Source organism: Paenibacillus sp. J31R120 (assembly GCF_056269225.1).
The window spans coordinates 54056-70469 of record NZ_JBWDNN010000004.1 but is presented as its reverse complement, the minus strand read 5'-3'; the positions used below and the strand labels follow the sequence as shown (position 1 = coordinate 70469).

Here is a 16414-nt window from a genome sequence, read left to right as displayed (position 1 = left end):
GCGCATGATGTCTCATCCCTATACAAGCTCTGAGGGAAGCTACTCCACCAGGCTGCATGCAGACTGTGAGCGCTGCTTTGGCTTATGCTGCACGGCGCTGCCGTTCGCTGCATCGGCGGACTTCGCCATCGACAAGCACGCGGGGCAGCCTTGCCCGAACCTGCAAACGGATCACCGCTGCGGCGTTCACCGCGATCTGCGAAAGCTAGGCTTCAAAGGCTGTACGGTGTACGATTGCTTCGGCGCAGGCCAGCATGTATCGCAGGTCACCTTCGAGGGCCGCGATTGGCGCGAGCATCCGGAGTCGGCGAAACTCATATTCGAGGTATTCCCCGCTATGTGGCAGCTGCATGAGCTGCTCTGGTATTTGAACGAAGCATTGACCCGACCGGAAGCAGCCGAGATTCACCCCGAGCTGCAGAGGGCACTTGACGATACAGAACGGCTTGTCTTGCTCGACGCGGAGTCGCTGCTGAAGGTGGACGTGCCGGGCTGGCGGGCGGAAGTGAACCAGCTTCTGCTTCGCTCCAGCGAGCTTGTCCGTCAGAATGAGCTGCGCCGGATGAAGGGATCATCCAGCCACCGGAAGACATACGGTCGCGGAGCCGACCTTATTGGCGCCAACTTGAAGGGCGCCGATCTGCGGGCAGCCAATCTGCGCGGTGCTTATCTGATTGCGGCTAACCTAAGAAATGCCGATCTGCGGGCGGCCGACCTCATTGGCGTAGACTTCCGGGACGCCGATCTGCGCGGCGCCGATCTGTCCGGCAGTCTCTACTTGTCTCAATCCCAGATGAACTCGGCGAAGGGCGACGCTTCCACTCGTATCCCGCCAACGTTAACGCGTCCGGCGCATTGGAGCTAGCATCAGCAGGCAGCGGAATCATTCCGCTGCCTGTCGCATTCTTGCAGCTTTTATCTAACTGCATGAACATCCCCGTCTCGTAATCCACATCCTGCTCCGCGTGTTCGATAGAATCGAAGAATATACAATTGACTACACATTCTAATATTATTCGCCCTCGGCCATAATTCGTTTCCCTTGATCAATTAAATCTAATGAAGTCAAAGCTTGTATGACGATATTGCGAAGCTCTCCCTCGTCCCGCAATACGAAGTTCATTTGGATATCCCGAATTAACGCTTTTTTAGATAGAGCAGGCGCTGACATCATATACTCCCTCAGTTCTTGAATATCAAGACCTTCATCCTTATGTACGTAATACGGAATATGGACTTCACCTTCCGCCAAGCTGCCGACAACGCCAAGCAAATCTTGTGTCATAGCCGCAATTCTCTCTTGACGTTGCTGTGCCAAGAGCTCTAGATGCCGGTACGGATTCTCGACTTGCGGCAAAGAAACACGCTCTCTCAACACCCTTATCATATCCGCTCGCTTCTGCTTCTGCTCCTTGGTTGGCCCATAAGGCGAGGCTGCCGCTTCCTCCTTCCAGCGCTGCTTCGCAGCACGGTAGTCCTCTTCTGCTGCGAACACATTGTAAAACAGCTCCTCGTCCGTCAACAATAAGCTCAGAAACTCCTTTATGTTGTTAGCTATAATCTTCGCAGGCCGATCAAAATCCATTGGGCTCACGCATACGATGGGAGCATGCTCCAACTGATCCACAGTTCCGAAGTCTGTCAGAAAACCATAATGAATACCGTCTACTCCATTACTCCCGAACACCACGACATCACACGGCGTATTAAAGTACCGGAACGAGCCCAGCTCCAGGTAAAAATTAAGTCCTGCGTAAAACGGGTCATGGCCACCTAACTCTTCCTTTAAACGAATGAGCTCCTGCAAGGTTGGCGGTGGGTTGTAAGAACCAAAATTTCTATTTTTCACTTTCAGTATCCATCCTTCTCCCATTTAATCTCTATAGGGTAAACGTAGTGGTAAGATCACCGTTTCTTTGTGCGGTAATAGCCTGACGAAGACAGGAAGCCGCCCTGTCCAGGACGGCTCCACTCTCTTATTTGTTAGCCAGATTAAATTCGTATTTCGTTGTTTTGCTGCCAATGAACAGATAATGCTCCAAGATCAACTTGTTATCTTTAATCTCTATCACTTTCAACCCGTCCCATTGATTGAACTCTGTACTAAACTGATCGAGGGACTGATAGATTTTCCAAGTTTCCTCGTCCAGTACCGCTTCAGCCAGCAGCGTCGTCTCCTCCGTCTTCCGGTTGACAAGCGTCAACCATCCCGTCCTCTCCGGACGAACGACCATATAATTATCGTCGAACCACTCTACTTGGAAGTTGTCCTCTTGGTAACCTGTAATAGCCTTTAGGTCGTGCTCGCCTACCAATTTGCCCTCCAGACTAACCTCATAGAGGATCGCTCCATTCATCAGAAGCGCATGATCGCCTGCCGACCTAGCTATATTACGGTTGGGATGCCCAGCCGTGTATGCCTTTGACTCCAAAACGAGCCTTTGATTTACAAGTACCATTTTAAAAAAGTTATTATGTATGCCTGGTTCGCCGTAATTGTCATAAACCTGCAACACATGAACGTTATCCGATAACGGGTCAACTGTAAATTCCGAATAGCCGAGCACCTCAGCCTTTGTATCCGCAATGAACTTGATAGCATCGGCATTGCTCGCGCTATAGAGCTTGCCGTTTGTCTTTTCCACCCAGTAGCTGGTTGCCCCTTGGGTTACATATAGATACTTGGCTTCCACATCAATATTCACACGACGCTCCTTGTCATGCCAGGTGACCTTTGCGCCGAACGCTTCGCTGATGAATCGAACCGGGACGTAGACGACGCCGTTTTTGTTGTATGGAACGGTCCTCATGGCAACGTTTTTGCCGTTAATCTTTGCTTGCTTGCTGCCTAGCGTCAGCTCGATGCGCGTCTGCGGATTCGTAATGACAATGCGCTTACCCTCCGGAATCCAGGTCGTCTTGCTATTCAGCAAAGTACCGACTTCCCTTAACGGCAATTGAGTCGTTCCATTCTGTAGAATGGGCGGATTCTGGAATTCGATCGGCTCCCAGTTATTTTGGGTGACCTTGATTGGCTTGGCAGCAGCGCTTGCCGCTTCTGGCCATGTATAAGCGCCTGTTGCCAATAAAGCTACTGACAGCATAAGTGCAATTACCCATTTGCTTGACTTCATCATTTACTCCTCCAATGGTCAAAATAATCCCTCTAAGTAAGACGCCCAATTTCAGTAAAAGGTTTCCTTTTTTGAGGTGTTTTTTCATGATCCCCTCATTGTGCTCCAATTGGGGAAATGGCCCGCTTTGATCTAACGATCGAAATTCGATCCGATGCATGTTGCTCAATGCGATTCAAGGGCCCCTCGGTTATTCCCCCGTGGATAATGGCTTGCGGAACCAATGAACTCCGTTTCGTCATCACATAATTGTACACCTGCAAATGAACAAAAACCCGGTATCCAACAGATACCGGGTTCATCGTATTAAGCTATCGTATGCGAATGAAGAATACGCTCCAGCTTGCCTGAGAGCAGCTGCAGAAGCTGCGGGCTGTCGCTATGGATGAAGAAGTGCCCGCCGGGCAGCATATGAAGCTCGAAGTCCTCTGCTGTCTGCGACTCCCACGCTTGCAGGTCCTCCTGCGGAATGCCGCTGTCGGCCACTCCGCCGAATGCGGTCAAGCCGCAAGCAAGCGGCGGACTTGCCTCATACGTATACGTATCGCAGAGCTGCATATCCGCGCGTATCGTTGGCAGGTAGAGCTCCATCAGCTCGTCATTTTGCAGCAATGCCTCCGGCGTACCATTCAGCCGCCTCAGCTCTTCTTTCAACCCTGTATCGGACAGCAGATAACGTCCTTCATCCGTTCTCGGCAGCTGCACGGACCGAAATGCGGAAACGAATACATGCTTGAGACTGCCCGGCAGTCCCGACTCCAGCCGCTTAGCCGATTCGTATGCGAGCATCGCCCCCATGCTATGGCCGAACAAGACGAATGGCTTGTCCTCCAAGTAAGGGATCAACACACCCAGCATAGGTTCGATAATCGCGTCCAGGTCGCCATTCGGCTTATCCATAAATCGATTGCCTCGCCCTGGCAATTGAATCGCAACAACCTCAATCTCCGGCGATAATGCTGCCGGCCATTCCCGGTAGATCGTTGCGCTGCCTCCCGCGTAGGGGAAGCAGACCAGGCGCAGGCGCGCGCTCGGATTCGGCTTCGGAATATGCAGCCACGGGCTGTCGGTTCTCTGTGGATTCATAAACAGGTTCTCTCCAATCATGAAAGGGATGCAACAGGCTGTTCGTCCCATGTCCTCATGCGCGCTGCAAGCCCGGCGATGGTAGGCTGCTCGAACAATACTCGAAGCGGCTGCGGACAGCCCGTATCGGCTTGGAGCCTGACCATCAGCCTGACAGCCAGCAAGGAGTCTCCGCCCAGCTCAAAGAAGTTGTCGAAGACGCTCACGGACTCCAGGTTCAGCAGCTCCAGCCAAATCGAGGCAATCCGTTCCTCCGTCTCCGTACGTGGAGGAACAGCTTCAACCGAACAAGCGATCTCTGCGAACTCCACGCTTGGCAGCTCCTTGCGGTTCACCTTGCCGTTCGCCGTAAGAGGGAGCGCATCCAACACCATAAAGTAGGACGGAATCATATAATCAGGTAATTTATTCGCCAGATAGCCGCGAATCTCCTCTTGATCCGTCGCCCCTTCCTGTTGAAGCACCAGATAAGCTACCAGCTTCTGCTGCCCGCCCGCTCCCGCCACTGCCGCGATCGCCTCGCGAATATGCAGATGCTGCGCAAGCGCCGTCTCAATCTCGCCGAGCTCAATACGGTATCCCTGGATTTTGACCTGGAAGTCTTCCCTGCCCATAAATTCAATGTTGCCGTCCGGCAGCCATCTGCCGAGATCACCAGTCCGGTAGAGCCGCTCTCCGGTTCGCGGATGCACGACGAAGCTGGCCGCTGTCTTCTCCTCGTCCCGGTAATAGCCTCGGGCCAAGCCGGTTCCGCTTATATATAACTGGCCAGGCACCCAAGTCGGACAAGACTCCATTACATCATTGAACACATGCATCCCCTGATTGCGCATCGCCTTGCCGTACGGAATGCTGGACCAGGCAGGATCTACAGAGCCGATCGGATACAGGATCGACCAGATCGAAGCCTCCGTCGCTCCGCCCAGGCTAATCAATTCCACATCCTCACATAGGGCGCGAATCGCATCCGGCAAGGACAACGGGATCCAATCCCCGCTCATCAGTACGAGACGCAGCGACTTGTTCAGCCTTTCACGCTGTCCGGAAGCGAATTCGACCAGCATATTCATCAAGGCCGGAACTGAATTCCAGATCGTCACCCGTTCCTTGCGCATCATATAGAGCCAGTGTGCCGGGTCCTTGCGGTGATCGGAATCCGGAATGACGATTGTCCCTCCCGCTGCCAGCGTCCCGAACAGATCGTAGACGGAGAGATCGAAGCTGAGTGCTGAGAGGGCGAACACCTTATCAGAGCTGGATACGCTGAACCGCTCGTTCATATCCAGCACGGTATTCAGTGCGCCAAGGTGGTCGATCATGACGCCTTTCGGCTGGCCGGTTGAGCCCGATGTATAAATGACGTAAGCCAGATCCTCAGGTTGCTGCACCGAATCCAGAGGGCCATCACGAAGCCGAGCCAGTCCGTCGTATTCCACGGCCATAACGGTCATTCCCTCACCAAGCCAATGCAGCTTCGCCTCCAGCCAAGGCTGGGTCAGTACGATATGTACCTGTCCCTGCTGAAGCAAATATTGTATACGCTCCTGCGGCATATCAGGGTCAATCGGCAAGTAGGCCGCCCCCGACTTCAGCACGGCGAGCACAGCCGCCACCTGCTCCCAGCCCTTCTCCATCACTACGGCTACGAGCAGGTTGGGGCCTGCCCCTTCCTTGCGCAACTGCCGTGCGTACCGGTTGGTCACCCGGTTCAGCTCACCATAAGTAATCTCGAATTGGGAAGTCGCAATCGCTGCTTGCTTAGGATCAGACCTGGCTTGCTCGCAGAACAACTCATGCAGCAATGCGGGGGCAGTGTCGCTTGAAGCATCGATAGTCGGATTCAAGATTGCTTCGTGAGCGGACAAACTTCCCGGCCCTTTAGAAGAATGGACAGTCTCCACTGCGTCCCCAGGAGCTTGAGCAATAGCAGAGATTGCCGCTCCACTCTCTTGAGCCGCGCTTGCGGAATTTTGACCTTGAGCTCGAATGACCCAGCCCTGATGCCAAATATCATCCTCGTTCGCCAGACGGTTCAGCAAGCCGAAGTAAGCAGCGAACATGTCCTCCAACATCCCTTCAGGGAATAGCTCTCGGACGACATCCCAATTGCAATACAGCACCTTCTCATCTTCCCATACGCCGCAATCGAGCCATACCTGGGAAGTCTGGGTGATGCTGTAGAACGGCTTCAGATCGAATCCGCTGCTCTGGCGATCCGGTATAGGCAGTGTCAGCGCGCTCGTGAAGACGACCGGCATCAGCGCACGGGTCAGTCCTCCTTGCGCGCGGCTTAGCTCACGCAGCACATGTACGCCGCTCACATGATGATGCTCCAGATCATGCCACAGCTTCTGCTGCGTCCTTCCTGCCCGGTCGACAAAGCTGATGCCATCCCTGTGATTGATCTCCAGCAGCGTCAAGGAAGTAAATTCGCCAACAATATCATGGACCTGCGGATGAATCTGCAGCCGGTTCAGGAAGGTCAGGTTCAAGCAGAAGCTCCGATTCTTGCTCCAGGCAGCCAGCACTTCAGCGTAAGCCGACAGCAGCACTCCGGAGGCGGTCAGTCCCATGCGCGTAGCCTTGGATTTCAGTCGGCTCCAGACATCGGCGTCCAGCCGATTATGCAGCCGGGAGAAGTACGGGTTCTTGAGCGAGCCTGGACTCTTCGCCATCGGGAGCTCGGGAGCCGGCGGCAAGGTAGGTATGCGTTCCTTCCAATACGCAAGCGATCGCTTGTAGGCGTCCGTCTCCTTCATTCGGGCTTCCGCATGCACGTAGTCACGGAAGGTCAGCTCCAGCTCGGGCAGCTCGGCATCCGAATCTTGATGAAGCTTGGACAGCTCCTTAAGTAAAATGACATAACTCCAGGCATCGAACACAAGCGCATCCGAGCTGAGATGGATGCGAGCCCGCCCTTGGTCAAGCAGAGTTAGTCGCAAGTCAAAGACGGGCCATCTGTCCGTCTCCAGCATTTGATGAGACATGCTCTCCCTAAGCGCCGCTAACGATGATTCGGTGTCATCGGCAGGATGGCCGCGCAAGTCAAGAACGGCAACTTCGTATTCCGGCACATGCTCCAGCACCTGCTGCATGCCGTCTTCCGTCACGATGGCGCGGAGCATATCATGTCGCTGCACCAGAAGGTTCCAGGCAAGCTGGAAACGGGCGGGATCGATATGCTCAACCTCCAGCTCGTCATAGCTGTGCGTGGATACGTTTCCCATCTCGAATGCTTCGTTGCGTCCGATCCAGTAGGCCTGCTGCACCTCTGTCAGCGGGAACCGCTCATACCTACCAGCAGAATCCTTCCGAAGCTCCGGTAAAGCCTGCACCGCCTCATCATGACGCTGCTGCTGCCCGCTCTTCTCCGCGATGACAACAGCCAGTTCCGCTATGGTCGGCGCTTGGAATAACACCTGCAGCGTCAGGTCCACCTGGAAAGACTCCCGGATTGAAGCAATCAGCTGAATGGCCAGGAGTGAATGGCCTCCATTGACGAAGAAATCGGAGTGAATACCCATTCGTCTGACCTGGAACAGCTCCGCCCATACGCCAGCCAGCTTCTCTTCAATTAACGTGCGGGGCGCTGCGTAGGAACCATCATCTTCCGACTGCAAGGTCGGAGCAGGCAAAACGCTGCGATCGACCTTGCCGTTGGCCGTCAGCGGAAGCTCCTCCATCACGACGAAGGAGGCCGGGACCATATAGTCAGGCAAGCTTAGCTTAACGGCGCTGCGAAGTCTGTCCGTATTGACCGACATCCCCGCTTCGGGCACGATCCATGCCGCCAGCAGCCGATCCTCCCATACCCGCACAACACATTCCCTTACGGATGAATCGCGGTTCAGCGCCGTCTCGATCTCCCCAAGCTCAATTCGGTAGCCGCGCAGCTTCACCTGATTGTCCATGCGGTCCAGCAGCTCGATATTGCCGTCCGCCAGATACTTGGCCTGATCTCCCGTCCGGTAGACTAGCGTTCCCTCATGCCTGCGAATCGGATGCGGGATGAAGCGTCCAGCCGTCAGAGCCGGACGCCTCCAGTAACCGAGCGCAAGCCCGCGCCCTCCAATATAGAGCTCTCCCGGCACGCCGACCGGAACGGGCTGCTGATTGGCATCCAGCACATAAGCCTGCTGGTTCGGAAATGGCTTTCCAATCGGAATGAGCTGATTGGGCGACATGCCCGCAATATCGCCCTCGAAGTATGTACTATCAATCGTTGCTTCAGTAAGCCCATACGAATTGATCAGGCGCGTATCAGGCCCGCAGAATCGTCTGAAATGCTTATATTCATGAACGTACCAGCGGTCCGAGCCGATGCACAGCAAGCGCATGAAGTCGAGCGTTTGCCCCGTCGCCTCCAGGTAACGGATCAAATTCCGGAATACCGCAGGGACAAATTCAGCGGCATCGACCCTCTCCTTCTTCATCAACTCATACAGACGGGGCGCATCCAGCATCGTATCCTTCTTCAACAGTACAAGCTTGGCGCCAGAGCACAGCGCCCTGACCCAGTCTCCTGTGAAGACGTCGAAGGAGAAGCTCGCCAGCTGCAAGTGGGCTTTCACATCCGCCCGCAAGCGGTATATGTCCTCCCAACCGAAATAAGCATTAACGAGACTCGCATGACTCACCATTGTTCCCTTCGGCTGGCCTGTCGTTCCTGATGTGTATACGAGATAGGCCAAGTCATCTTCCGTCATCTCCGGCTGGCGCAGCTTCTCCGCACCCGGGATCCCCGCTTCTCCGGCATCAAGCAGGAGCGTGGCAAGATCGCCCCCTGTGAACCTGTCCGCCAGAGCTTGCTGCGTCAGCATAACCGACAACCGGGCATCCTCCACCATATACTCGATTCGTTCCGCCGGATAGTCCGGATCGACCGGCACGTACGCCCCGCCAGCCTTTAGAATCGCCAGCACGCCTGCAATCATGTCCAGTGATCGCTCTACACATATGCCGACACGCGTTCCCGAGACGACTCCCATTCCCTGAAGTCTGAGCGCGATATGGTTCGCCCGTTCGTCCAGTTCCCGATAGGTAAGCGACTCTCCGTCCATAACTACGGCCGTTCCGTTAGGAATCCTTGCCGCTTGCCGCTCGAACAACTGATGAATCGCCGCCACACGCTCGTACGGCTTGGATGTGCGATTCCATTCCACAAGCATCCGTTCCCGCTCCGCCGTCCCAAGCAGCGGCAATTCAGCGATTCGGCAAGATTCATCTCCCGTGACCGCCTCCGCAAGCACCTGGAAGTGCTCGGCCATGCGAACAATACGATCGCGGTCATACAGGTCAGTATTATATTCGAATATACAAGTGGGGCCGTCCGGACCTTCGAAGATATCGAGGGATAAATCAAATTTGGACGTACCGCCGTCAATAGCTTCATATGTAATAGAACGATCTCCCGTCCGGATAGGAGGAAGCGCGTTCTGATAAGTGAACAGCACTTGGAACAACGGATTATGGCTCAAATTCCTCTCCGGCTTAATGGTCTCCACCAGACGGTCGAAGGGAACGTCCTGATTCTCGTAAGCGTTCAAGGCTGTCTTGCGCACCTCGCCCAGCAGCTCGGCAAATGTCTGAAGACCGGACACTCCTGTACGCAGCGGCAGCGTATTGACGAATACGCCAATTGCATGCTCGGTGCCCGGCAGATGGCGCCCGGAGATGGGGAAACCGACGATAATATCCGATACACCTGTATAGCGATAGAGCAGCACCTTGAATAGCGACAGCAAGGTCATGAATAACGTAGCTTCATTCTTTCGGCTGTAGATCTTCAGCGTATCGTACAGCTCTCGCGGCAGCACCAGCGTGTGCATCGCCCCGCGGAAGGTCTGCACCGGCGGGCGAGGCCGGTCCGCCGGCAGCTCCAGAACGGGAAGCTCGCCCGCAAGATGGCTTACCCAATAAGCGAGCTGGCGATTCTGCAGCTCTTGGCTAGCCCGCTCTCGCTGGGCGAAGACATAATCTGCGTATTGAGTCAACGGCTGAGGAAGTACCGATAGATCCCCTCCTGATGACAACGTTTCATAGATCGAGGACAACTCCCGGATGAACACGCCAAGCGACCAACCGTCGAATACGATGTGATGCATCGTGAGAATAAGCTGATACTCCTGATCCTCCAACCGAATGAGCGTCACCCACCAGAGCGGCCCGATCCGCAGATCGCAGGGCCGCTGCACATCATCATTCACGATCCGCTCCGCTTCCGCGAACCGCACATCCTCCGGCCATGCTCGAAGGTCAATAGAGCGCAGCGTCACCTTGGGAGAAGCAGCCACGATCTGCACAGGTCTGCCTTCATCGCCCATACGAAAGGTTGTACGAAGCACTTCATGCCTGCGGACCATCTCATGCAGGCTCTCCGACATCAGTTCCTGATCCCATTCACCGAATAGCCGGAAAGCAGATGGAATATTATAGAACGGACTATGCGGATCTAATTCCTGCAGGAACCACAGGCGCTGCTGCGTGAAGGAGAGCGGAATAGGCTCTCCTGTCCGTGGCTTGGCCGGAGACGGCTCCAACACAGCCTCCCCGGCTTTCTTTTTCTTAATGGCCTCCAGCAGCTGAAGCCGTTTCTCCGGCGACAATGCTGCCAGCTTGTCCGTCAACTTCTCACTCATTCCTTAAGCCCCCCGCCGGCTGCTACTTCTTGAAGCAGGGCTTCGACCTCTTCCAATGAGAGGGAATCTGCTTCCGATAGCAGCTCCTTCAAGTCTGCATCCAACTCCTTGCTTTCGACCGCCAGTTGTGACAATAGCGTGCCCGTCAGCTGCGATACGCTTGAGCCCTTCAGCAATTCCACGACGGCTACGCTCATACCCAGATTCGTCTCAATCCGATTCTTCATCTCGATCGCCATCATCGAATCAAGTCCCCATACGCTAAGCGGCTGCTCCGGCAGCAGCTGCGAGCGGTTAATGCGGAGAATGCCTGATACGACGTCCATCAAATAGTGCTCAAGCAAGCGATACCGCGCTTCGGCGTCAGCGGCTCCCTCCAATTGGCTCCGTATGCCAGCTTGTCCATCCCCTTGCATGGATGCCTTTCTGTCTTCGTCGGTCTGTGCCGATAGACTCTCCAGCATAATAGGGGCGATGCCCATCGGGAAATTCTTCTCCGCAACGACCGGCCAGTCTGCGGCAAGTACCGTCGCCTGGGCAAGCCGTTGACCAAGCAAAAGCTCCATCGCTTCCAGCCCTTGCGCATTGCTCATCGGGTAGAAGCCGCGATTGCCGAAGAACTCGACCAGATCGAGCTGTGTAGCCATGCCGATCTCGCCCCATGGTCCCCAATTAATGCTGAGTCCCGGTAATCCGAGTGACCGGCGATGGTGCGCAAGTGCGTCAAGGAAGGCATTGCCTGCCGAATAATTTGCTTGTCCTGGCGACACAACCACTGAAGCGAGCGACGAGAACAGAACGAAGAAATCGAGCGGCGCGTCCGCGAATTGGCGATGCAGGTTCCATGCTCCCGCTACCTTCGGCTGAAGCACGTCGCTGAACTGCGCTTGCGTCATCTGGACGAGCAGCTGAGGCTTCGCCACACCAGCCGCATGAATAATGCCCCGGACGGCAGGCCAGCCCTCCTGCTCATACGTGCGCATGAACTCGGCAAGCTGGTCGGCATCCGCAACATCAAGACCCGCTACATGCACCGAAGCCCCCATCGCTTCCAATGCGCGTACGGCTGCAATGCGCTTAGCCGCAGACGGATTGTCGCGTTCCGCATCCTTCCAGAACGCGCGCGGAGGCAGCTTCTCGCGACCGGCCAGAATGAGTCTGCGCGCCCCGTGCTCCACCATCCACCTCGCAACGAGTTGACCGAGTCCGCCGAAGCCGCCCGTAATGAGATAGCTGCCGTCAGATCGCAGCTTCGCCGGAATTCTCGCCATCGGCGCGCATTCCTCCAGCCGGGCGACATACCTTTTGCCACCTCGGAAGGCCACCTGATCCTCGCCGTCTGACCGCAAAATCTCCTCCAACAAGCCGTCCATGCTGCAGTTTTCCGTATCCATGATACCGCCCCATATATCCTTGTGCTCTTGATGCCCGAGCGTTCTCGCAAGTCCCCACAGCATCGACTGATGGAGCGCAAGTCCGCGGAAACCAGGCTGGACAGGCTGGCTGTCGCTCGTCACTAGCCAAAGCTTCGGCTTTCTTCTCCAGCTGTGCCCGGCAATGGCCTGCACCAAATGCATGACCGCAATGACGCCCTCCTGCTCCGCATCCTCCAGTTCCGCCCGATCTGCTCCTTCCGTATGCGCTGCATTCAGGCTCCATAGATGGATGACGCCGCGAATATCCGCGTCGTCTCCTGAGCATACGGCTTCCAGAAGACGAACAAAGTCGTCAGGCGATGCAGGGTTAACTCCGTATTGTCCATGAGCCTCATCTGCACGGTATACACGCTCTGAGTATATTTGAATGCAGGCCGCGCCTTGACCAGCCAGCTCGCCAGCCAGCTTATCTCCCGCGCCATGCCGGTCCATGAAGAGCAACCAGCGGCCTGACGCGTGTTGATCCTCCATGGCTGCGGCAGGAAGCCGTTCCTGCTGCAACCAGTTCATCTCATACAGCTGCTGCGGCTTATTCAAAGCAGCCGATTCATCCCGCAGCGAGACGGCGCGGCAGCCTTGAATATCCAGAATGAGATTGCCCTCCGTATCCATTAGTCGGATATCGCCAAGCAGGCCGGAAGCATCCTGCTCCGAGATTGTGGCGTGAATCCACATCGCATCCGACAGCTGGCGGTAGACATGCCCCTGAGTAACCCCAACCGGCATATAAACCGACGAAGCATTCGGGTCGATTGGCAGTGCAGCGGCCATGACCTGGAAGCAAACATCCAGCACAGCCGGATGAATGCGGTAGGCGGACAGCTCCGGTACCAGACCCACTGGAACGTCCACTCTGGCCAGCGCCTCGTTGCGGCCTTGCCATAGTTGCCGGATTCCCTGGAATGTCGGTCCATACTGAAGCCCCATTGTTTTGAAGTGGCTGTAGCAGATATCACGGGCAATCTCGGTCCCGCAGCGCACTTGCAATTCGTCCAGCTCTATTCGCCTGGCCTGACCATGATGCGGACTGACGCAGCCTTCCGCGTGAAGAGTCCAGTTCGTATCGCCTTGGCTGCTGAAAATGCTGAACCGTGAAGCAGTCGGATCAAGGGCAATACGCAGCTTGACGGTCTCTCCCTCCCCGATAAAGAGAGCTTTCTTGAAAGCAATAGCTTCGGTATGCAGGACGGCTGCCTCTTCGCCGTACAGCTCCCGCGTCGCAGCAAGGCCCATCTCCACATAGCCCGCACCCGGGAAGACAACCGCATTCTGAATGCGGTGATCGTCCAGGAACGGCAGGCGGCGGGCATCCAGCTCCACCTCCCATGTCGGGTATGGCGATGGCAGGCGGCGGCCGAGCAGCGGGTGAGAAGCACTTCCAATCCGGTCCTGCTCAGATAACGCGGATTCATGCCAGTAGCGCTGACGCTGCCAAGGATAAGATGGATAAGGGATAAATGGCTTCTTGCCCGGGTAGAGCGCATTCCAATGGATCTCATAACCGAATTGGTACAGCAAGCCCAGCGACTCCAGCACCGTTCTCCGCTCAGGTGCGCCGCGCTTCAAGGATGGAATGGTATGGCCTGTCCTTCCGAGCTTCATCAACGACTCCGAGATCGAGCTCGACAATACAGGGTGCGGGCCGATTTCTACGAAAGTGCCGTATCCGTCCCTAATCATATCCTGCACAGCCGAAGCGAAGTAGACCGGCTCCCGTACGTTCTTCCACCAATATTCCGCATGGAGATCCATGCCCTCGATCCTGTGGCCTGTCGCTGTGCTGTAGAGCGGAATAGCCGTATGAGACAGCTCCAGATCGTGAAGCTCGCCCGTCAGTTCTGCCCGTAGTGGCTCCATGTAATGGCTGTGGTACGGAACGCTGACATGCAAGTATTTGCAGAAGATCCCTTCCGCCTCCAGCTTGTCAGTCAGCGTCCCCAGCGCCTCCGGCTCACCGACCAGCGTCACCGCGCTTGGACTGTTAATAGCGGCAATGGATACTGCGGCGCCCTCCGAGCGATCCAATCTCCGCTCCGCTTCCTCTAGTGAAAGTCCGATAGCTGCCATCTTGCCTTGTCCAGTCGTCTGCTGCTGTAGACGGCTGCGGTGATAAATGACCCGGACAGCCTCCTCCAGTGACAATGCGCCCGCAACATGGGCTGCAGCCACTTCACCGGCGCTATGGCCCACAATCGCCTCTGGCACGATGCCCCATGATTGCCACAATTCAGCCAGCGCGACTTGAATGGCAAAGTTAGCCGGCTGAGCCACCTCAGTCTCGCCCATGCGTGATTCCGGCTCCTTCGCCATCATCGCATCCAGCAGCGACCAGCCGGCATGCGCCGTGAACAGCCGGTCGCACTTCTCGATTGCCGCCCGGAAGACGGGCTCCTCGCCGATCAGCTGGCGGCCCATCGCCCACCACTGCGGGCCCATGCCGGTGAAGACGAAGGCCAGCGGCGGCAGCGCCGCAGCCGTACCGTCGCGATTCAGTCCTGTCGACTCCGGCAGAACATCCCGCTGGGCAATCCCCTCGAGCAGCTCAGCCCACTCCTTCTTCGACCCCGCTACTGCAGCGATACGGACGCCATGATGATCGCGGCGCCTTGACAGCATATAGCCGGTATCCTGCAGGGACGCCGCCTCTGCGGACCGCTCCGACTTCGCTCGCATAGTCATGGCGAATGTCCGCAGCGCTTCCTCGCTTCGAGCAGACAAAGGCAGCAGCATATCCCGCTCCTCATCGCTGCCGCTCTGCTGCTGGATGCCTCTGACCAGCTCCGGTGCCTCCTGCACGATGACATGGGCGTTCGTGCCGCCGAAGCCAAATGAGTTAACGCCCGCCAGACGTGGTCCGTCCGCATACGGCCAGTCAGTCAATTGCTGCGGAATTTGCAGCTTCAGCTCATCGAACCGGATATTCTCATTCGCCTCAATCAGATGCAGGTGTGGAGGAATCTGACGATGCTTGAGGCAAAGGACTGCCTTGATCAAGCCCGCAATACCGGCAGCCGCTTCGGTATGGCCGATATTCGTCTTCACCGAGCCGATGTAGCAAGGCTTGCCGTCCTCCCTGCCCTCGGACAGGAACGAGCCCAGCGCGTTCGCCTCGATCGGATCGCCGACCGGCGTGCCTGTACCATGGGCTTCAACATACTGAACTTGTGCCGGATGGACACCGGCCCTCCGGTACACTTCCTCCATAAGCGCACGCTGAGCTTCCCCGCGAGGAACCGTAATACCGGAGCTGTGTCCGTCCTGGTTCACGCCTGTTCCCCTAATGACCGCATGAATCGGATCGCCGTCCTGAATTGCCTTCGACAGCGTCTTCAGCACAACCATGCCGGCTCCCTCACCGCGCACATAGCCGTTCGCCCTGGAATCGAATGCCTTGGAGCGGCCATCTGGAGACAGCATACCCGCCTTTGACTCGGCGATGAAATAATCCGGCTTCAGCATCACGTTGACCCCTCCGGCGAGCGCCAGCGAGCTTTCCCCGTTCCATAAGCTTTGGCAAGCCAGATGGACCGCTACCAGGGAGGAAGAGCAAGCCGTATCCAGCGAAATGCTAGGGCCGCGGAAGTCAAAGAGATAAGAGATTCGATTCGCCAGCAGCGTCATCATCGCGCCCGTCGCCGTATGCGAATCTACCAAATGCCTGTTGCTCTCTGAAAATTGCAGAAGCTTGTAATCCAGCGTAAAACCGCCCATAAAAACGCCGGTATCAGAGCCCTTCAGCCGTTCGGCTACTTGTCCTCCATTCTCCAGTGCCTCCCAGCAAACCTCCAGCAGCAAGCGCTGTTGCGGGTCCATAAGGGATGCCTCGCGTGGCGATATCCCGAAGAAAGACGCGTCAAAACGATCTACCTGCTCCAGAAAACCTCCCCATTGCGTATTCGTCTTGCCTGGTTTTGATCGGTCTGGATCGTAATAGGCTGCTTTGCTCCAACGATCCTGAGGAACATCTGTAATGCCGTCAACGCCCCTCTGCAAGATGTTCCAGAAGGCTTCAGGATTGCTCGCTCCTCCGGGGAAGCGGCAACCCATGCCAATGATTGCAATCGGTTCCTTCGCATGCTGCAATTCGTTGATGCCCATGGCTTGTTCCTGTCTGTTCACC

The 16414-nt window shown here is 56.1% G+C and carries 6 protein-coding genes; 1 reads left to right on the top strand and 5 read right to left on the bottom strand.

Going from position 1 to position 16414, the window contains the following annotated elements; all coding sequences use genetic code 11:
• The first annotated feature begins 4 nt into the window (after positions 1–4).
• A complete protein-coding gene (locus AC0YNW_RS15785) occupies positions 5–865 on the top strand; it encodes a pentapeptide repeat-containing protein (protein ID WP_475832746.1) in 861 nt (286 codons plus the stop codon).
• Positions 866–1012: 147 nt separating this feature from the next.
• Here AC0YNW_RS15785 and AC0YNW_RS15780 read toward each other — a convergent pair whose 3' ends face one another.
• From AC0YNW_RS15780 to AC0YNW_RS15760, 5 genes are all read right to left on the bottom strand, one after another.
• A complete protein-coding gene (locus AC0YNW_RS15780) occupies positions 1013–1849 on the bottom strand; it encodes a hypothetical protein (protein WP_475832745.1) in 837 nt (278 codons plus the stop codon).
• A gap of 127 nt (positions 1850–1976) precedes the next feature.
• Positions 1977–3137, bottom strand: coding sequence for a copper amine oxidase N-terminal domain-containing protein (locus tag AC0YNW_RS15775; protein ID WP_475832744.1), 1161 nt, complete (start codon positions 3135–3137; stop codon positions 1977–1979).
• A 303-nt stretch (positions 3138–3440) separates the two neighbouring features.
• Entirely contained in the window at positions 3441–4220 is a 780-nt protein-coding gene (locus tag AC0YNW_RS15770; RefSeq protein ID WP_387470705.1) for a thioesterase II family protein, read from the bottom strand.
• 17 nt (positions 4221–4237) lie between these two features.
• Positions 4238–10858: an amino acid adenylation domain-containing protein gene (locus AC0YNW_RS15765; RefSeq protein WP_475832743.1), complete on the bottom strand. Its 6621-nt coding sequence runs from the start codon at positions 10856–10858 to the stop codon at positions 4238–4240.
• On the bottom strand, positions 10855–16413 hold the full coding sequence (locus tag AC0YNW_RS15760) for a type I polyketide synthase (protein ID WP_475832742.1): 5559 nt from the start codon (positions 16411–16413) through the stop codon (positions 10855–10857). Before AC0YNW_RS15760 ends, AC0YNW_RS15765 begins: the two co-directional genes overlap by 4 nt.
• Between the last annotated feature and the right edge of the window lies 1 nt (position 16414).

Excerpts from the sequence above, each read along its gene's own strand:
- AC0YNW_RS15770 (WP_387470705.1), bottom strand. The coding sequence starts at position 4,220 with ATGAATCCACAGAGAACCGACAGCCCGTGGCTGCATATTCCGAAGCCG.
- AC0YNW_RS15775 (WP_475832744.1), bottom strand. The coding sequence starts at position 3,137 with ATGATGAAGTCAAGCAAATGGGTAATTGCACTTATGCTGTCAGTAGCT.
- AC0YNW_RS15765 (WP_475832743.1), bottom strand. The coding sequence starts at position 10,858 with ATGAGTGAGAAGTTGACGGACAAGCTGGCAGCATTGTCGCCGGAGAAA.
- AC0YNW_RS15785 (WP_475832746.1), top strand. The coding sequence starts at position 5 with ATGATGTCTCATCCCTATACAAGCTCTGAGGGAAGCTACTCCACCAGG.